At 34.9% G+C, this 20,600-nt stretch carries 15 protein-coding genes; 8 read left to right on the top strand and 7 right to left on the bottom strand.

What is annotated here, in order from left to right:
- Positions 1-1,156: OmpA family protein (locus ACNQGO_RS09875; RefSeq protein WP_417985155.1), on the top strand; the 1,156-nt coding region annotated here is incomplete at its 5' end.
- 439 nt (positions 1,157-1,595) lie between these two features.
- Here the strand turns inward: ACNQGO_RS09875 and ACNQGO_RS09880 are convergent.
- The gene (locus ACNQGO_RS09880) at positions 1,596-2,267 is read right to left on the bottom strand and encodes a hypothetical protein (RefSeq protein WP_417985156.1); all 672 of its coding nucleotides are present in this window, start codon (positions 2,265-2,267) and stop codon (positions 1,596-1,598) included.
- Positions 2,268-2,668: 401 nt separating this feature from the next.
- Between ACNQGO_RS09880 and ACNQGO_RS09885 the strand changes: the two genes are divergently transcribed.
- The 4 genes from ACNQGO_RS09885 (at position 2,669) to ACNQGO_RS09900 (ending at position 8,293) form a co-directional block, all read left to right on the top strand.
- Entirely contained in the window at positions 2,669-3,943 is a 1,275-nt protein-coding gene (locus ACNQGO_RS09885; protein ID WP_417985157.1) for a Y-family DNA polymerase, read from the top strand.
- Positions 3,934-4,374, top strand: a complete 441-nt coding sequence (locus ACNQGO_RS09890; protein ID WP_417985158.1) for a LexA family protein — start codon at positions 3,934-3,936, stop codon at positions 4,372-4,374. The genes ACNQGO_RS09885 and ACNQGO_RS09890 overlap by 10 nt, the downstream gene beginning before the upstream one ends.
- A 470-nt stretch (positions 4,375-4,844) precedes the next feature.
- Positions 4,845-5,663 carry a GLPGLI family protein gene (locus ACNQGO_RS09895; protein WP_417947505.1) on the top strand — a complete coding sequence of 273 codons (819 nt, stop codon included), beginning with the start codon at positions 4,845-4,847 and terminating at the stop codon, positions 5,661-5,663.
- Positions 5,664-5,836: 173 nt separating this feature from the next.
- Entirely contained in the window at positions 5,837-8,293 is a 2,457-nt protein-coding gene (locus ACNQGO_RS09900; protein ID WP_417985159.1) for a TonB-dependent receptor, read from the top strand.
- A 104-nt stretch (positions 8,294-8,397) separates the two neighbouring features.
- Here the strand turns inward: ACNQGO_RS09900 and ACNQGO_RS09905 are convergent, their stop codons facing one another.
- The 5 genes from ACNQGO_RS09905 to ACNQGO_RS09925 all read right to left on the bottom strand — a co-directional run bounded on the left by ACNQGO_RS09905 (position 8,398) and on the right by ACNQGO_RS09925 (position 15,301).
- Positions 8,398-11,565: an efflux RND transporter permease subunit gene (locus ACNQGO_RS09905; protein WP_417985160.1), complete on the bottom strand. Its 3,168-nt coding sequence runs from the start codon at positions 11,563-11,565 to the stop codon at positions 8,398-8,400.
- A 64-nt stretch (positions 11,566-11,629) separates the two neighbouring features.
- Positions 11,630-12,697, bottom strand: a complete 1,068-nt coding sequence (locus ACNQGO_RS09910) for an efflux RND transporter periplasmic adaptor subunit (RefSeq protein WP_417971638.1) — start codon at positions 12,695-12,697, stop codon at positions 11,630-11,632.
- Between the two features lie 5 nt (positions 12,698-12,702).
- The gene (locus ACNQGO_RS09915) at positions 12,703-14,043 is read right to left on the bottom strand and encodes a TolC family protein (RefSeq protein ID WP_417985161.1); all 1,341 of its coding nucleotides are present in this window, start codon (positions 14,041-14,043) and stop codon (positions 12,703-12,705) included.
- A 1-nt stretch (position 14,044) separates the two neighbouring features.
- A complete protein-coding gene (locus tag ACNQGO_RS09920) occupies positions 14,045-14,641 on the bottom strand; it encodes a TetR/AcrR family transcriptional regulator (RefSeq protein WP_417985162.1) in 597 nt (198 codons plus the stop codon).
- Between the two features lie 138 nt (positions 14,642-14,779).
- A complete protein-coding gene (locus ACNQGO_RS09925) occupies positions 14,780-15,301 on the bottom strand; it encodes a YceI family protein (RefSeq protein ID WP_417985163.1) in 522 nt (173 codons plus the stop codon).
- A 267-nt stretch (positions 15,302-15,568) separates the two neighbouring features.
- Here ACNQGO_RS09925 and ACNQGO_RS09930 point away from each other — a divergent pair, with 267 nt between their 5' ends.
- Both ACNQGO_RS09930 and ACNQGO_RS09935 read left to right on the top strand, forming a co-directional pair.
- Positions 15,569-16,543, top strand: a complete 975-nt coding sequence (locus tag ACNQGO_RS09930) for a polyprenyl synthetase family protein (RefSeq protein ID WP_417946399.1) — start codon at positions 15,569-15,571, stop codon at positions 16,541-16,543.
- Positions 16,544-16,683: 140 nt separating this feature from the next.
- A complete protein-coding gene (locus ACNQGO_RS09935) occupies positions 16,684-17,037 on the top strand; it encodes a hypothetical protein (RefSeq protein WP_417946401.1) in 354 nt (117 codons plus the stop codon).
- A gap of 56 nt (positions 17,038-17,093) precedes the next feature.
- On the opposite strand, the gene ACNQGO_RS09940 is transcribed toward ACNQGO_RS09935, so the two are convergent.
- Complete coding sequence (locus tag ACNQGO_RS09940; protein ID WP_417946403.1) at positions 17,094-17,636, bottom strand: hypothetical protein; 543 nt, start codon at positions 17,634-17,636, stop codon at positions 17,094-17,096.
- A 120-nt stretch (positions 17,637-17,756) separates the two neighbouring features.
- On the opposite strand from ACNQGO_RS09940, the gene ACNQGO_RS09945 reads away from it, so the two are divergent.
- Positions 17,757-20,528 (top strand): 2-oxoglutarate dehydrogenase E1 component, encoded by a 2,772-nt coding sequence (locus tag ACNQGO_RS09945; protein ID WP_417985164.1) that lies wholly within the window; start codon positions 17,757-17,759, stop codon positions 20,526-20,528.
- Positions 20,529-20,600 lie beyond the last annotated feature (72 nt).

Below are 20,600 nucleotides of genomic sequence, written 5' to 3' on the forward strand. Positions count from 1 at the left end.
CGGAAAATGGGTAAATGTACAAGAATTACCTTTTAATAGTAATGAATATAGTGTAGCGCATCCAGCGTTGAGTGTAGACGAGAAAACCTTGTATTTTGCATCAGACATGCCAGGTACGAAGGGATTATCAGATCTTTTTAAAGTAAGCATCAATGCAAATGATACTTACGGCACGCCAGAGAATCTAGGATTGCCTATAAACACAGAGTCAAGAGAAACCTTCCCTTTTATCTCACAAGACAACAAAATGTACTTTGCCAGTGATGGACATCCTGGACTTGGAGGTTTAGATGTATTTGTTATGGATTTGTCATCAAAAACTCCAGGAATCACTATCGAAAACTTAGGAACACCTATAAACAGTACCCAAGACGACTTTTCATTTGTGATAGATGCAGAGAATAAAAAAGGATTTGTGACTTCCAATAGAGAGGGCGGATTAGGATCTGATGATATTTATAGATTCAATAAATTCCCAGTTTTAGTATGTGCTCAAGCACTTCAAGGAGTCATCAAGGATCAGGATACCGGTTTAGTATTGGCAAATGCTAAGGTAAGTTTGTTTGATTCCAATTTCAATTTAATCAAAGAAAGTACAACTGCATCATCAGGGGACTATACTTTTGAGGTTGAATGTGGGGAAACGTATTATTTACGTGGAGAAAAACCAGAATATGAAACCAAAGAGAATAAGCTTGTAATAGCAAAAGTATCTGGAGTAACACAAGGTCCATTGGCCTTAGAGCCACGAAAAAAAGCAATTGAAGTAGGAACAGATTTAGCTAAAACCTTAGATATTCCGATTTTGTATTTTGATTTAGACAAGTCAGTTATTCGAAAAGATGCGGCTTTTGAGCTTGAAAAAGTATTAGCAGTCTTGCAAGAATACCCAAAGATGACTATCGACATTAGATCACATACAGATTGTAGACAAACCGTAGCTTACAACCAAGCATTATCTGATAGAAGAGCTAAAGCAACAAAAGCATGGTTGATTAAAAACGGTATAGCTGCCAATAGATTAACGGCCAAAGGATACGGCGAATCACAACTTGTAAACGATTGTGGATGTGAACCCACGAACCAATCAAACTGCACGGAGGCACAACATCAAGCTAATAGAAGAAGTGAGTTTATTGTTGTTTCTATGCAATAAACCTTATCAAAACAACAAAAAACTAAAAAGGCTATCCATAAACTTGGATAGCCTTTTTTGGTGGTTGATAAATTGAAAATATAAAACCATTGGATACGGTTTGATTAAAAGATAAATTGCCAATTTTTACGCTATATAGAATACTGCCTGAATTGGATTAGTCCCAAAAGGTATATAAATTTTGATACTAATGAGCTTGATCTTGTAACGTGCTCCTATCTTTTAATTTCATTCAGAGCATTCTGTAAATCATTCATTCGCACATCATCTACTTTAGAAGGCTTTGGCTTAGGGTTGTTACTTTCTCTTGTAATACTAAGCTTTTAGGTTTTTTCTATCTCTTAAATGTACTCCCTTGCAGGATGGTTTTTCACGTAAAAAACCCGCTGATACGAATACCAGCGGGAATTAAAAAAACAAACCACTTAAAACTAATCAATTATTTTCTGTCTATTCTGACGGCTACATTCCCGGATACTTTTGTATCCTCAATTTTAGCTTTTGTACCATTTGTTCTGTAATAATAATGGTCATCATCATTATCATCATCACGATCATCATTCGTATTGTGATCATAACCATAATCGTTGTCTTGGTTGTAGGCATAACGGCCACCTCCTTTAACAGATCCAACAATATCAACAATTTGACCACGACGGTTGTAAATGATTTCTAAACCACCTACTCGCTGTAAGGCATATCGGTTGTAAGTCATGTATACAGATCCTATTCGTTTTACTCGATCGTTAGCATCGTAGTTAATGAACACATTTCCCACTTGTCTTACTCTGCCTAGGTTATCATGTTCTACTTTTACGCCATAATTGCCTTTTCTGCTATTTCCTGGTGCACCATACGTTTTGTTGACACCGTTTTTGCCTTTTGATCTGTAATACATGTCGCCATTGGTTGTAGGACGTGTATTAAAATCTAGTTGCCCGTCAGGAAACACATAAAATTCAATTCCTCGTTCTGTGAACACAATCGGATCATCATTTCTAAAATCTATTAGAGATTTTCTCTGTACAGAAAAATCGATTTTTTCTGTTGCGCTTGCTACAGTACCTCCAAATATGAAAATACTAACAACTAAAAAGGTAATTTTTTTCATGATACTTCAATTTTGAATTTTGCCTACTCTTGAGCTTTTCGGCTTTCGCTTTTTACTTATTTGATTAGGTATATTCAAGTAGCATGCCAGAAATGTGAAAGATGGTTTCTTGGTTTTATAGCTTTGATCGGCTTTTTGTTTTTAAAGTGTTTAAAATCAATAATTTGTAATTTAATAAAAACATAAAAAAATTTTACTAAAAGGATACTATTAAGATTAATTTAAGGCTTTCGCTTTTTTATTCGCTGCTTGTTCTTTTGATTCTGAATTAGAAATACTTCTAATACAAGAATAAAAAGTTCTTTTTGGAAAATCGTTTTACATAAAACTACTTATTAACAGTGTTTAAAATTAACTTCTGTTACGAAGTCGCATCGAGGGATATTGAGTAATTTTGCAGGATGTATGCTTTAGTCGATTGTAATAATTTTTATGCCTCATGCGAACGTGTTTTTCAGCCGAAATTCAACGGGAGACCAGTTGCAATCTTGTCTAATAATGATGGTTGTGTCATTTCACGAAGTAATGAGGCGAAGGCGGTAGGAATAGGAATGGGAGCGCCCGCTTTTCAAATAAAAGAAATTGTAAAACAGCATGATGTGCAATTATTTTCGTCAAATTATGCCCTATATGGTGATTTGAGTAACCGAGTAATGGAGATTTTAGAGCAGTTTACACCAAACTTAGAGATTTATAGTATCGATGAGGCTTTTTTAAATTTTGATGGATTGTCAATCGAGGACTATCACCAGTATGGAATTCAAATGAAGAACCGAGTACACAAATGGGTAGGTATTCCGGTTTGCATTGGCTTTGCCGAAACAAAAGCATTATCAAAAGTAGCCAATAAAATTGCTAAGAAATTCCAAGATAGAACGCAAGGTGTTTATGTTATAGACAGTGATGAAAAACGAGTAAAAGCCCTTAAATGGACTAAGATTGAAGATGTATGGGGAATAGGACATCGACTGAATAAGAAAATGAAAGCTAGAAATATAGTAACGGCTCTTGATTTTACCGCACCCCAACATGAGGCTTGGATAAAGAAAGAAATGGGTGTACTAGGAATGCGTTTAAAGTATGAACTAGAAGGTAAATCAGTATTAGACCTAGAGCCTATTGCTACCCAAAAAAAGAGCATTGCTACTACCAGAAGTTTTCCTAAACAAATTGCAGAGTTTGATTTATTACGAGAACGTGTAGCTACTTTTGCAGCGCAATGTGCCGAGAAATTACGCAAGCAAAAATCATGTTGCCACACCATAATAGTCATGCTAGTTGTAGACAAACACAGCATACAAACATCTAAATATTATTTTAATTGCGCCGTAACATTACCTTATGGTTCTAATTCTACATTGACCATTGCTAATGCTGCGATAGCCTTACTTAAAAAACTTCATGCAGGTAATGAGCATTTAAAATTTAAAAAAGCAGGTGTAATTGTTACTGAACTTATTGATGAAAATAAAAAACAGTTTGATCTTTTTGAGGAAGAAAACCCCAAACATTTACAACTAATGAAAGTAATTGATGGGTTGAATGCTAAAATAGGAGACAAGAAAATAAAACTAGCCTCACAAAATTTTAGTTTGACCTGGAATATGAAACAAAACCATTTGTCACCTAGATACACTACCAGTTTTAAAGATATACTTGAAATTAAATGCCAGTAAATAAAACATCTAAACTTACTTTTTACTTTCCTGATTTTGAAAGTGAATTGCGCATTCCTTTCATAAACGAAGGGGTTTCAGCAGGATTTCCATCGCCAGCCGCTGATTTTATGGAAATGAGTATTGATTTGAACAAACAATTGAGTGAAAACCCGCTGGCTACTTTTTATATTAAGGTCAAAGGAAACTCTATGATTGATGCCGGTATTGATGACAAGGATGTACTTGTTGTTGACCGAAGCTTAGAGCCACAAAACAACAAAATTGCCATTTGTTTTATTGATGGAGAGTTTACCGTAAAGCGAATGAAGGTTGAAAAAGATTGTTTGTATCTCATGCCAGAAAATCCAAATTATCCACTCATAAAAGTCACCGAGGAAAACGCACTCATCATTTGGGGTATTGTGACATATGTGATTAAAAAGCTTTAAGCCATTTAATTTGTACTTAATTATTACAAAAAAAACGACCTACATCTATCAAGACCAGGTCGTTTTTTTGTTGTTAAAAGGTGTTAGTATTTTGGAGTAACTCCGTCCTCATTTAATTCTCTGTTGCATAAATGTTTATATGTTCTTACCAAAATATAATTGCATTTTTATTCATTTGGGAGCGTTGTTAATTATTTGTTAATTTTCATAGATGTCTCTTATTTTTTTTCAGATTTGTTTTACAATAAGTACACATGTATTTTTGTTTCAAATGTAGGGTTTCATACTATGTTTTATTCATCGATAATAGTGGGAACGAGTAGATTGTCGAATATGAAAGTTCTGTTCGTACTTCATATTCGGCTTTCCTTACTGCATCTGCAGTAATATTTATTGTAACTGGCTGTTAGTCGTAATAAATATTATGAATGTCTGAAAATCAGCCATTTTAAAAACAAACAAACAAAAAAATGAATTTAAAATCACTTTTACTGGTAATTATTTTATTAGGTACAGTAAGCATAATTTACGCTCAAAACTTTCCAAAAGATACTTTACGTTATGAAATAATTTATGATTATTCATACCAAGTGAACAAAGAGGATACCCTCAGCAAACAGAGAGAGCAAATGGTATTGAATGTTGCAAAAAATTTTTCTTTTTACGTTAGTTTGAATAACATGAAATTAAATGATTTGGAGAAAAATTGGAAAGATTCCGATGGTCTTCCTGATAGAAAATCGTTACCTAAAACAAAATTACATTATACTATTGTAAAAGAGTATGGTACAAATCAAAAGATTATTAATGATAGATTTGGACAAGGCACTTTTACTTACAATCAAAACTTAGATAAGTTTGACTGGAAATTACAGGAGGAGCAAAAAGAAATATTGGGCTATAGCTGTAAAAAAGCAACAACTGAGTTTGCGGGTAGAACTTATGTGGCATGGTATACTACAGATATTAGTATATCCGACGGACCATATAAATTTAATGGTTTGCCGGGTTTAATTTTGTCAATTTACGATACCAATAAACATTATCAATTTAATGTTGCAAGTGTAAAAAACAGTTCAAGCTTTTGTAATACTGCCGATCAATTACAAAAACCTACTCAAATAACTTACGAAGAGTATAAACAACTAAAAAAGAGATACAAGGAAAAACCATCGACCTTGATTAATTCTGGAGGAATGACTTTTCCAAAGGAAATGCTTGATTTAGCCGATCAAAGAGCCAAAGAAAAGATGAAGTTTGAAAACAATCCTATGGAACTTACAGATTAATGCGAATAGTTTTTTTGCTGCTGTTATTTTTATGTAATTGCCTGTATTCTCAAACCATAATTAAAGGTCAAATTTCGGATACACGAGGCAAGGTAATTGTTAGTGCCAGTGTATCCATTTATAAAAAATCATCATCTTCTATCATTGCTTATGCCATTACATATAGTAGGGGTATGTTTGCAATTACCTTTATCAGTCCTGATCCTGAAGTAGATTTGGAGGTACGTTGCATGGGATATGAAACCGTATTAAGTGCAATTAATAATTTTACGCAAGTTAAAAATTTCATTCTTTCTGAAAAGTCATTTGTACTAAAGGAGGTTTCTGTAAAAGCAGCACCTATTTTACAAAAAGGCGATACTCTACGCTATATGGTGAATTCATTTTCAAAAGAGCAAGACCGAAGCATTGGTGATGTGCTAAAGAGAATGCCAGGAATTGAGGTATTGCCTGATGGTAAAATTTTATATCAAGGTAGAGCAATTAACAAATATTATATTGAAGGTCTAGATTTATTAGAAGGAAAATACAATTTAGCCAATGACAACTTGCCTTATCAAGAGGTTTCACAAGTGCAAATTCTGGAGAACCATCAGCCCATAAAAACACTGGATAGTTTACAGTTTTCTGATCGAACGGCACTCAATATCAAACTTAAAAACTCCTATACTTTTACAGGTCAAGCGAGGCTTGGAAGTGGTTTTAGCCCATTACTTTGGGATGCCAATATTACTCCGATGCTTTTCTCTAAAAAAAGGCAAATGCTCACTACCTATCAAACAAATAATACAGGAGATAATGTAGCGTCGCAGCTTAAAAAGTTAACAATTGAAGATTTACTAAATCAATTTGAAAACAATTCAGAGAAAATAGATTGGCTTGCAGTACAACAATTAGCCAATCCTAAATTTTCTGAAAAGCGATGGCTTGATAATTCTATTCACTTATTGTCAAGCAATTATTTGCAAAAGCTAAAGAAGGACTACGAATTACGTGTTAATGTTTCCTATTTAAACGATTATCAACAGCAAAAAGGTTTTACCAACACGCAATTTTTTACGCCCTCGGGTACAATTGATTTGTTAGAAGAAAAATACAATCAATTCTATTATAATTCCTTACAAACAAATTTTACACTTCAAAAAAACACAACCAAAAATTATTTCAAAAACAGTCTCGAGTTTCAAGGCTTTTGGGATAGTCAGCGCGGGAATATCGTTTTAAATAACGAGGGTTTAATGCAGGGGTTGAGTAATGAATATTTTAGGTTTTCAAATAATTTGAAATCAATATTTTCATTAGAAAAACAAAAGCTTGTACTTTTTTCATACCTAGGATTAAACAAAACTCCACAAGAACTGCGCGTAAATCCCGGACAGTTTGAAGGTTTACTTAACGAAAATAAGCCGTACGACTCCGTTACACAACATACAGATTTACTCACCTATTACACAAACAATACGTTGTCGATGATCAAAGCGGTAAAGTATTTTACATTGGAGTCAAAAGTAGGTTTGCAATTAGAAAATCAAAAACTCAATAGTGATATAGCTACATCAAGCAATAGTGTTTTAAGTCCTGATTTTTCGAATACTTTAGATTGGTTTCGTTCTAAAATATATGTTGATTTGCAAACTCAATTTAAAAAAGCGAATTGGCGAATTGAATTGTCAACCCCAATTAATTTTCATTCGTACACAATAAAAGACGCTCCACTTCAACAATCGGAAAACCTAAGCCAAACTACTTTCGAACCTAGACTGACGGTCAACTATGATATAAATTCCTATTGGAAAATTAATTCTTCGGCAGGAATTTCGAATCAATTTGGTACTATAAACCAGTTGCATTACGGCTATATTTTACAAAATTACCGAAGTATTAAAAGAATTAATTCTCCCTTGCCACAATCAAAAATTCAAAATTATAATGTGGGAGTCTCATTTAGGAATCCTGTGAAATCACTTTTTTTTAATGCCAGCTACAGCAATGTTCAAAGTGAGAATAATTTACTGTATCAAAGTGAAGTTTTAGCAAATGGAGCGGTTTCCATCGAAGCAATTGAACAATTAAACACGAGATACAGTCATAATTTTTCAACCCGCATTGGGAAATATGTCTCAGCAATTAAATCAAATTTAACGCTTAATAGCAGTTTTGCTTTGCAGGATTTTCAGCAAATTATTAATGGTAATTTAGTAAATATAGCAAATCAAAATCTGATTTTTGGAAGTAAAATAGATGCCGATTTAACGGATTGGCTTAACTTAGAATACGCAGGAAGTTGGACGTTTTCGAATAACAAATTAGAGGAACTAAAACAACCGCAAGTAAAACAACAAAATCATATTTTAAATTTAAATTTTAATTTGAAAAACAAACAATATTTTGGTTTAAAGTCAGAGTATGTAAACACCACCTTGTTCCATGAGAGAAACGAAAATGTGTTTGCAGATTTTATTTATAGATACACGATTCAAAAGAAAAAAATTGATTTTGAGATGCAAGTGAACAATGTTTTTGGCACCAATAATTTCAAGACTATCAATGTCAATGATTTTAGTTATGTTACAACTAATTTTATGTTAAGACCAAGGCAATTGTTATTCAAAGTTAGATTTTCGTTGTAATAAATTCTAAATATCGAAACTTGAGATTTGAACGCAACATACTTACAAAAAAAACGACCTGCATCTATCAAGAGCAGGTCGTTTTTATGTTATATGAGAAGGTATTAGTGTTTGGGAGTAACTCCGTCCTCATTTAATTCTCTGTGTTCGTAATCAGCTATCATTTCGACTTCATAATTTACTTTTTGACCTTTAGAGAATTTAGCAATTAATTTCTCCATGATTTCATAAATCACCGGAACAATAATCAAGGTTAGGAATAATGAACTTATTAATCCTCCAATAATTACCCATGCCAGTCCGTTTTTCCATTCGGCACCAGCACCAGATGCTAATGCAATTGGGAACATACCAAATACCATCGCAATGGTTGTCATCAAAATTGGACGAAGACGTGCGTGATTCGCTTGAATTAATGCGGTTCTGATGCTCTCGCCCGCAGCTCTTCGCTGATTGGTGTAATCCACAAGCATAATCGCATTTTTACAAACCAAACCAATTAACATAATCACCCCAAGAATAGTAAAAATATTTAACGTATTATTGGTCAAAGCCAAGGCTAATAATGCTCCAATAAACGAAAGCGGAATAGCAAACAATACCACAAACGGGTGTGCAAAACTATCGTATAACGAAACCATTACAAGGTAAACCAAGATAATAGCAGCCAATAATGCAATTCCTAAGGTTCCAAAACCTTCTGTTTCATTCTCTTTTTGTCCTCCCCAAATATAGTCAACACCAACTGGTTTCTCCAATTTGTCAATTTTCTCTTCCCATTGTGATACAATTGTTCCAGAAGAGATACCCACATTTTGGCCTTTAACAGTTACAGACGCTGTTTTGTCTCTACGCTCTAATTGGCTTGGACCAGAACCTTCCGTAACGGTTGCAAATTGATTTAACTCGATTTGTTGACCCATATCATTGATGAAAATCAAGTTGCTTACATCAGCAATACTTTTTCTATCGAAAGCATTGTACTTAATATTGATATCGTATTCGTATTCTCCAGCTCTAAAACGCCCGTCTGTGTTTCCACTAAAAGCGGTTTGCATAGTCATACCTACGGTTTGTAAACTCAAACCAAGTGCAGCCATTTTATCTCTGTCTACTTTTACGCTTACTTCAGGATTTCCGTCCTCTACCGATAATTCAATCTCTGTTGCACCAGGAATAGTGCGCAATTCTTTTTCGGCAGCAATAGCAAATTTCATAGCACTTTCTACATCTGGACCTGTTACAATAAGCCCTAAAGTAGCATCTTCAGCTGTTCCTAAAATACCTACGGGAACCGTTTTTACTTTGGCACCCACTAGTATTTTTTCTAATTTACGTTTGGTTTTTGCAGCGTAAACATTGGCAGGTTCATCGCGCTGGTCTAATTCAACCATTTTTACATTAATCTCTGATTTGTAAGCAGTTGATTGTGAAGCTCCCATGCCGCCACTGGTTTGACCCACAATAGTAAATTGACTATGAACAAAATCTTCTTTGTCTAAAAAGGCTTCTGCTTTTTGCGTCATGAAGTTGGTTTGTTCTAGCGAAGCATCTTTTGGCATTTCGATTTGAACTAAAAATTCACCACTATCCGATGCTGCAAAGAACTCACCACCAATAAATCCTGCTGGTACCAATGCAATTGAGCTGAAGAATACAACTAAAACTATGGCAAGTGTTGTTTTATAATGATCCAAAGACCATGTCAGTAAGCCAGAGATCCAGTTAATGAATCGGGTTAAATAACTTTCAAAACCAAGAATGATTCTTCCAAAAAGGTTTTTGCCAGTGATGTGTTCTAATTTTCCGTATATGGATGACAACCATGGAATAATAGTAAACGAAGCAACTAATGACAATAAGGTAGATATAATGACCGTGACACAAAATTGCGTAATAATATTAGAAACCAGACCAGAACTCAATGCAATTGGTAAAAATACAACCACAATTACAAGCGTAATCGATACTACAGTTCCACCAATTTCGGCTGTACCATCATAGGCAGCTCGCACTTTGTTTTTGCCCATTTCCATGTGCCTATAAATATTCTCAAGAACCACAATCGCATCATCCACAAGAATACCTACAACGAGTGACAATCCTAACAAACTCATTAAGTTCAAGGTATAACCCATTAAGTAAATCCCAATAAAAGTGGCAATTAACGAAGCAGGAATAGAGACCATTACAATCAAGGAGTTTCGAATACTATGCAAGAAAAACAGCATGACAAAGGCTACTAAAAGCACTGCAATAAGCAAATCGTGCACTACAGCATCAGCTGCTTCAAGGGTAAAAATGGTACTGTCTTTGGCAATTTCTAGTTTTAAGTCGGCAGCTTTATATTCTCCTTCCAGTTTCGCAATAGTTTTTACCAATTCTTCACTTACAGCAACTGCGTTGGCATCAGATTGCTTAATAATTTGTAAAATAATGGCATTTTTCTGGTTCACACGAGCCACTTTTTCCGTAATTTTTTGCGTGTCTTGTACATCTGCAACATCGCCTAAACGAACTTGGACTCCACCTCTTGAGGACACAATTAAGTTTCTTAACTCTTCAACATTTTTATATTTTCCAGCTAAACGAATTAATATTTTTTGTTCCCGAGTTTGGATGTTTCCGGTAGGGAAATCTAAATTTGAGGACAAAATATTCTGTTGTACCTGTGGAATAGAAAGTCCGTAGGCTTGCATTTTTACTGCATCCAGATTCACTTGAATTTCTCGCTCTTGTCCGCCGGTAATATTAACTTGAGCTACTCCTTGCACACGAGAAAGTACTGGCGCAAGTTTCTTGTCTACTAAGTCATAGAAAGCAACTTCGTCCATTTTTCCGTTGGCACCAATGGTCATAATTGGTAAATCGCTCAACGAAAACTTGTTCAGTGAAGGCGCCTGAGCATCATCTGGTAAGTCGTTTATGATGGCGTTTATTTTACGCTGTGCATCATTCATAGAAATATTTACATCAGCATTAGATGTTAATGTTATCGAAACCGAGGATAAACTTTCAAAAGACTTAGAATCAATTTTTTTGATGTTTTCCAGGGACGAAATCGCATCTTCAATCTTTTTGGTAACGGTATTTTCGACCTCACTGGGTGATGCCCCGGGATAAACCGTTGCAATCGAAATCACGTTGGTTTCAAATTTTGGGATCAACTCATAGCCTAATTGGCTATAGCTGAACAGTCCGCCTAGCGTAAGTACTGTGAACAATACGATGACTAACGAAGGACGTTTTATGGATATTTCTGCTACTTTCATGTTGTTAAGGTGCTTTAGGCTTTGAACTGTTTCTTGATGACTTTAAGACTTTCGACTTTAAGACTTATTTAATAACTTCCACTTTGCTTCCGTCTTGCAAATTGATTTGACCGGTTACAATTACTTGTTCGCCGTCTTCAAGGCCGTTTAATATCTCTACTTTATCGCCTAGAATTCTACCAGCAGTTACTGTTTTTAATTTGGCGGTTCCATTTTCTATCACAAAAATCTGGTTACTACTAACACTTCCTACAAAAGCATTTCTTGGAACAATTTTCAAGGATTGTTTTTGTTGGTTAGAGGCAAAAGTAGCAGTACCGTACATTCCTGCTTTTAGATCTTTGCTAGCATTGTTTGTAATTTCTATTTCTACAGGGAAGTTCAAAGTTTCATCAGCTTTTGCTGCAATAAAGGTGATCTTACCAGAAAAAGTTTTGTCTGGATATACGCTTGCAACTACATTAGTTGTGCTACCTACTTTTAATCCTGCAACTTGACTTTCATTCACGTTAACTTTCAATTTTAACTTTGATACGTTTACAATATCAAATAATTGTGTTGCAGGCATTCCTGTAATGATAGAACCTACCTCAATGTGTTTTTTATTGATGAATCCGCTTATTGGTGCCTTGATTCTAGTATCACCCACGTTGATGTTTGCTTGTGTTAATTGTGACTTAGCATTTACCATTTGTAATTTTGCTTGGTCTAGTTGTTGCTTGGTTACACCACCGGTTTTAAAGGCATTTTCAAATCGGTTGTAATCAGCAACTGCGTTTTGATAAATGGCATTTGCGTTTTGAGCATTTACATTTACCACATCACTACGTACAATAGCAAGAGTTTGTCCTACGCTCACGTAATCTCCTTCCTTGGCTAATATTTTGGTTATTTTACCTGACTTTTCTGCTGAGAATTTTAATTCTTGAACAGGTTCAAAATTTCCATTAGAAACAAAGTCAAGAGAAACTTCTTCTGTTTTTACAACATCAGTTCGCACTGATACCGTCGCATTTTTCTCAGCAACAATAGCTGTTTTAGCTTCGTTCTCATTTTTGTTATTAGTAAGTATGTAAGCAATAATCCCTAGAGAGACAGCAATTACAACTACGGTTATGATAATTTTTTTCATTTTGATTATTTATTGGTTAATGTTTTTAGTTCTCCTTTTGCTTTTATTACTTGTATTTCTGCTAGTTTGTAATCTAATAGCGCTGTGGTATAATTGTTTTGGGCAACCACAAGTTCGCTTTCTGCTTCAAGTAGATCCGTTAATGAAGCTAAACCTTGAATATAATTGTTGTTGGTATTGGTTAAAACTTCTTGTGCTAGCTTTGCATTCTCTTTTTGATTGTTGATCGATACAATACTATTCTCGATTTGTGTTCTAGCGTTGGTATATTGTAAATCTAATGCTAGTTTAGTTTCCTCTAAGTCTACTTTTATAGAAGCAAGTTTGTTATCAGCTTGACTTACTCTTGCTTTTGTTCCAAATCCTGAAAATATGGGAATACGTAGATTTAGTCCAACTGATGCAAAGTCCGACCAATAAACTCCATCTGAAGGTTTCTTGAACCAAGGCATCTCAGGACCTTGACCAATGAAGTTATATCCTCCTGTAAGTGATAAACTTGGGTAGTAGTTCGCTTCAATAGATTTTTTTTGGTATTCCAGCAACTGCTCGTTCTTTTTAAGCAATAAGTATTCGGTTCTGGTTGTAGTATCTGGAGCCAATGAAAGCGCATTTGGAGTTATTTCGAATTCCGTTTCTGGAATAGAAATACGAGTATCTACTGGCAAGCCCATAAAAAATTTCAAGGCATTTTCTTGCAGTGTAACCGCATTTATGGTTTGCTGGCGCAACGTATTTATGTTTGATATACGCACCATAGTCCTATCTAAGTCAATTTTTTTAGCCAATCCGTTATCGTATTGTCCTTTTATAATGTCCTTAACTTTTGTAGTGTTTTTAAGGTTGTTGTCCAGTACCGTTAAGTTTTGGCGTGTTACGTAAACTTGGTAATAGGCATTTGCCACACGCTCTATAACTTGCTCCTCGGTTAATTGTGCGTTTATTTGGTAAAACTCACGAGTTGATTTTGCTGCCTTTAAACCTACAAATACAGCTTGGTCGTACAAGGCCTGATTAAGAGATATACCTGCTGTAGAGTTCCATTTTTGACCAAATGCAGCTTGAATGGTAGTGCCAGGTTGACCGAATCCAGCTCCGTCAATTACGGTAGTTTGTAAAATAGGATTGTAGTTCAAGCTTCCATTTGCAGCAATTTGAGGCAAAGCTCTTGAACGCACTTCTTTAATTTCATACTCTCCTTTTTCTATCTGTAATCTTGCTTTTTTTGCATCGGCTTTATTCTCCAGTGCGTATACAATGGCATCTTTTAAGGTAAGGCTTTTTAGTTCTTGTGCATGAATGCTTAAGGAAAGCAGCACGGTCATTAGTATAATTGTATTTCTCATTTTATAGGCTTGATTTAATTAAATTTTTCTCTAATTCTAGTATGCCCTTGTCAGTTGCCATGGCTCTGGTATGGTATTCTAGTGCTTGCATTTCTAGTGCAAAAGCTTCACGCTCAGACCTTGTGTTTTCATTGATTGTAAAAATCAGGGCGTAATAAAAAGTAACATAGGCATCAATATTTATTTCCTTTCGGTAAAGGCCTTGTGAAATTCCTTTTTTAATGTTTTCTCGAAAGCAAGTTTGGCACATTTCTATTTGATAGGTTTGTACTTTTTGATATACTTCAGGATAATGTTTTTTCAGTTGGTATATCGGCGAAGTGTCAGTGGCTTTGAACATGTCATCAAACATTCGTCTGATTTCAAAATTCTCCTCTATAGCATTAAAATCTTTTGAGGTAATATCAGTAATAATAGCATTTACCTCTGTATGAATGATTTGAACGCTTTCTTCAATTAACAATTCCTTATTAGCAAAATACTTGTAAATTGTCTTTTTAGAAATACACATTTCGCCTGCAATATCATCCATAGTGATGCTCTTGAAACCGAGTTTCAAAAACATTTCCTTAGCTTTATTTATAATTTTATCTTTCATATTGGGTATGCTGAATGGGTTTGATGTTTATAATAAAATAGCATTTTATAGAAATGCAAAGCTACAAAGGAAACTTTAGATACTAAAATAGTTTCCATTAAATTTACAGCTTTTTAACATTCCCTTTAGATTGGTATCCTAAACGGTAAATTCTAGGTTTGCAATTAATTTAATGTCTTGTCCTAGAGCCAATCCGCTAGTTTGCGTAAAGGTGTTATACGTTAGGCCAAAATCCTGTCGGTTTATTTTTCCAGTGATTTCAAATCCTGCTTTTTTAGCACCGTTATACGCATTGATTCCTATAAACTCGGCATCAAGTTCTACCATTTTAGTGATGTTTTTGATTGTTAAATTGCCCTTTAAAAAATTAATATTGTTATTTATTTTTTGGAACGAAGTCGATTTAAAGCTGATCATTGGGTATTCATGAACATCGAACAAATTATTCATTTTTAAATAATCATTTTTTTGTGCCAGTTTAGCATCTTTTTTATTTACATCTAAAAAGAATTCAATCGATGCGTCTTCAATTTCATTATTTTCAATATCAATATAGCCGCCAAATGAATTGATCGATCCACCTAAATAAGCGATTATTGAGTGTCTCATTTTAATCTGTACATCAGATTGATTGGAGTCAATGTTCCATTTGGTTTTCATAATTCTTGAGGTTTGATTAAACTTTACCAGATGTAATAAAAGGTAATAAAATTTGAGGTTGAAATTGGGACCGTTAAATTCGAGTACAAATGTAACAAGGAAACTTTAAATACCAAATAAGTTTCCAAAGTATTTTGATTTATTTAACATTTGAGTAACTTTAACAATTTAGTAAGTTTCAAGTTTTTTGAGTTTCTTTGTGACTATAGAATTCAAATGTTAGGACATCCCAAAACGGTATGAATTTTAAACTTAAACAAAAAAATAATGCATACCATTCAGCAGTATCAAGAGTTTCTTTCGGATTATTTGCAATCGCAATATGAAACTAAAGAGCCTAGAAATTTATACGAGCCTATTCATTATATTTTGGATCTTGGCGGAAAAAAAATGCGTCCAGTGCTCACGCTAATGAGTGCTGAGGTTTTTGATGCCGATTATAAAAAAGCACTTCCTGCAGCATTGGCCGTTGAGGTTTTTCATAATTTTTCATTAGTTCATGATGATATTATGGATGATGCGCCATTGCGAAGAGGACACGAAACGGTGCATGAAAAATGGAATATCAACACCGGAATTCTTTCTGGTGATGCGATGTTGATTTTAGCATATCAATATTTTGAACAATATGAACCGCTCATCTTTAGAGATCTCGCAAAGTTGTTCAGCAAAACAGCTCTTGAAGTGTGCGAAGGGCAACAGTGGGATGTTGATTTTGAAGATCGTACAGATGTGACCATTCCTGAATATTTAAAAATGATTCAGTATAAAACAGCAGTTTTAGTGGCAGCAGCTATGAAAATGGGTGCTATTATTGCAGAAACTTCTGTTGAAAATGCAAATCTGATTTATGATTTTGGATTAAATTTAGGTTTGGCTTTCCAATTGCAAGATGATTTTCTAGATGCTTTTGGAAATCCAGAAACCTTTGGCAAACAAGTAGGTGGTGATATTATCGAAAATAAAAAAACCTATTTATATCTTAAAGCAGTTGCTTTTTCAAACCAAGAAGAAGCGGAGGAATTAAAGCGTTTATTCGCGATCCAACCCGAAGACAGCACCGATAAAATAGAACGTGTGAAAGCTCTTTTTAATAGTTCTGGGGCTTCAAAAGCAACGCAAGATGCGATACAAGATTTTACTTTTAAAGCTTTTCAAATGCTGGATCAAATGAATATTAGTGACGATAAAAAAGCTATGCTTAAGGCATTTGGAGAGAATTTAATGGGAAGGAAAGTGTAGTTCAATTTTAATAGCAATTTCAATAATCAATAGCAACGTTGATTTTGAAAGTTGATATTAAAAAAATAACAAAAAATAAATTGCACCACAACAACAATATTGAAAATTGCTGTTGATATTGCCATTGAAATTTTAAAGATATGTTTATAGTTCCAAAAAATACCGACTTATTACTTTGTGAAGTCGAAGCAGAAAATTTATATTTGAAGTTAGTCGAGCAGCTCAATAAGGATTTTAATTTGGCTAATGAAGCAGTAGATTTCCCAATGAGTACTACTGCTGCCGAATTAAAGATTCAATTGCATGAAAAAATCTACCGCCTCATTCAATACAAGTTTGCTGAATATTTGAACCTGCTTTATATTATTGATGTGTCCGAAGAAGAAATAAAAAAACTCGACGGTTCTGATTTGGTAATTTTGGCGGAGCAAGTTGCTTTTTTAATTTTAAAAAGAGAATGGCAAAAAGTATGGTTCAGGAATAAGTATCATTAGTTCTCTTTTTCTACGATTTTGTCTCCCCTTCCTTCGGAGGGGGCAAGGGGGGAGGATTAAAAATAAAAACGAATAAAAGGCATAAAAGCACTGCCATAAATATTGTTTTTGTCCGTTAGTACATTGTAACGCGCACCAATAGTGGCGTTTCCAGAGCGGTAACCTGCTCCCACAAATAATCCTGTATTCCAATAATTTTGTGAATTTGTATTGGATCCATGCCCGCTGACATTGACTCTTAATTGCTCCAATTCAGCAGAGAGTTGAATTTCATTTATGGGATTCAAAAGTGCAATTATGCTTCCTCCATACAAATGAGACGCAAAAAAGTCGCGTTGTTTTAGGTATTTGTACTGCAATCCCGCCCCGAAAGCGACGTATTCATTGAAGTTATAAATGGCACTCGGCGCTACAGAAATATCGGTGAAGCCTGACCCAAATCCCAAACCGATCCCGCCACCAAACTGTACGTTTTTCCAAAATTGATTTTCCATCTTCGGTGTGCTATCATTTTGCTGTGCAAAAACACTACCGGATAGTATAATGGAAAGCAGCATCAAAATTGCGCTAAAATCATTCAAAATGCGATTTGTAGTCATAAGTTTCAGGTTTTTTAACAATATTCAATGTAAAAGTATCTTAAAATAAATTATAAATTTATTGTATTATCGTACTTTTGCCAAACTATTTTAACAAAAAAGGTATATTCACTAAATATTATGGATAGGTTTTCATTTTTAAACGCAGCACACACCGAATTTTTCGCACAATTATACGATCAATATTTAGAGAATCCAGACAGCGTTGAGCCAAGTTGGAGGAGTTTTTTTCAAGGTTTCGACTTTGGGATGACGACTTATAATGAGGAAAACCCAGTTGAGCAAATAGCTAATTTTGCAGCTATTAACACGGATGTTAGTTTGATTTCGGATAAAATTCATAAAGAATTTAATGTCTTGAAATTAATTGATGGCTACCGTTCACGAGGTCACTTGTTTACCAAAACAAACCCTGTAAGAGAAAGACGTATTTCATCACCAACACTTGAAATTTCAAACTTTGGACTTTCAACTGCGGATTTAAATACGGTTTTTGATGCTGCTAAAGTGATCAATATCCAACCGTGTACCCTTCATGAAATAATAACTCATTTAGATACGATTTACTGTCAGCACATCGGTGTCGAATACATGTATATTCGAAAACCAGAAGTGGTTGAGTGGATTCAGAAAAAATTAGGAGTAAATGACAATCAGCCTAAATTTTCTATAGAGGAAAAGAAATCAATTCTCAATAAATTAAACCAAGCGGTTTCCTTTGAGAATTTTTTGCACACCAAATATGTAGGTCAAAAACGTTTCTCCCTTGAAGGTGGAGAGTCTATTATTCCAGCATTGGATGCTTTGATTGAAAAAGCTGCCGAAAAAGGAGTGGAGCAATTTGTAATGGGAATGGCACATCGTGGTCGTTTGAATGTTTTGGCCAATATCTTTGGTAAATCTACTCAAGATATCTTCGGTGAATTTGACGGTAAAGATTATGACCAAGAATATTTTGACGGAGATGTAAAATACCACTTAGGTCTTACGGCTGATAAAGTTACAAGTGCCGGTAAAAAAATCAATATTAATTTGGCGCCAAATCCTTCGCATCTGGAAACTGTAGGTGCTGTAATTGAAGGAATCACAAGAGCCAAACAAGATAAATATTTCCCTAACGATTTCTCAAAAGTATTGCCAATCGCCGTTCACGGGGATGCTGCCATTGCAGGTCAAGGAATTTTGTACGAAATCGTACAAATGGCGCAACTAGACGGTTACAAAACCGGAGGTACGATTCATATTGTCATCAACAACCAAGTTGGTTTTACAACGAATTACTTAGATGCACGTTCCTCAACCTATTGTACAGACGTGGCCAAAGTGACGCTTTCGCCAGTATTGCATGTAAATGCAGATGATGCTGAGGCAGTAGTACATGCGATGTCGTTTGCACTAGACTTTAGAATGGAGTTTGGTCGTGACGTTTTTATCGATTTATTAGGATACAGAAAATACGGTCATAACGAAGGAGATGAACCTCGTTTTACACAGCCCGTTTTATACAAGATTATTGCCAAGCACAAGAATCCAAGAGACATCTATATGGAGCAATTGCTTGCTGATGGTGTAATTGATGCCACTTTTGTAAAAGGATTAGAGCAAGAATACAAATCTAATTTAGAGGTTAATTTAGAAGAATCTCGTAAAAAGGATTTAACCATCATTACACCGTTTATGAAAAATGAATGGAAAGGTTTTGAGCAGGTTTCAGATGCCCAGATGTTGCAAAAATATGATACTTCATTTCCGAAAGCAGCATTAGATTCCATTATAAAAACGGTTTCCACGTTGCCATCAGATAAGAAATTCATCAATAAGATCAGTAAAATTGTCACTGATAGAAAAACAGGATACGACAACAATACCATCGATTGGGGAACTGCAGAGACCTTAGCCTACGGTGCACTTTTGACCGAAGGTTTTGACGTTCGAATTTCCGGTCAGGATGTAGAGCGTGGAACTTTCTCTCATCGTCATGCTGTTGTGAAAGTAGAAGATTCTGAAGAGGAAGTTATCGTATTGAATGCAATCGAAAATAAAAAAGGGAAGTTTAATGTTTATAACTCTCTTTTATCTGAATATGGTGTGCTGGGATTTGATTATGGTTACGCGTTAGCAAATCCAAATACACTGACCATTTGGGAAGCACAATTTGGGGATTTCAGTAATGGAGCCCAAATTATGATTGACCAATATATTTCTTGTGGTGAAGACAAATGGAACAATCAAAACGGAATTGTTTTATTATTGCCTCACGGATACGAAGGTCAAGGAGCAGAACACTCCTCGGCTAGAATGGAACGTTATTTACAACTTTGCGCCAGACATAACATGTATGTTGCCGATTGTACAACGCCAGCCAACTTTTTTCACTTGTTGCGAAGACAAATGAAAACCACCTTTCGTAAACCACTTGTGGTATTTACACCAAAGAGTTTGTTGCGTGATCCAAGATGTGTGTCTACAGTAGAAGAATTAGCAACCGGAAGTTTTCAAGAAACGATTGACGATACAACCGTAAATAAAGCAGATGTGAAAACATTAGTTTTCTGTACAGGTAAATTTTATTATGACATTACCGCCGAGAGAGAAAATAATGGTCGTAAAGATGTTGCAGTTGTTAGAATCGAACAATTATTCCCTTTACCAGTAGAACAATTAAAAGCGATTATAGCGCAATATCCAAATGCAGATGATTATGTTTGGGCACAAGAAGAACCAAAGAATATGGGGGCTTACAGTTATATGTTAATGAATTTCGATTTAGTAAAATGGAGATTAGCTTCCTTAAAAGCGTATGCAGCACCAGCCGCGGGAAGTTATACAAGAGCAAAACGCCGTCATGCTGATGCTATAAAAATGGTATTTGATAAAAATTTATTTAGATAGTCATTGCGAGGAGTTGCGAGGAACGAAGCAAAGCAATCTTACTAAAATAAGTATTTTTAGGAGCCAGGAACC

Origin of the sequence: Flavobacterium frigidum, from assembly GCF_048286735.1 — a bacterium.
In the GTDB taxonomy this organism is placed as follows: Bacteria; Bacteroidota; Bacteroidia; order Flavobacteriales; family Flavobacteriaceae; genus Flavobacterium.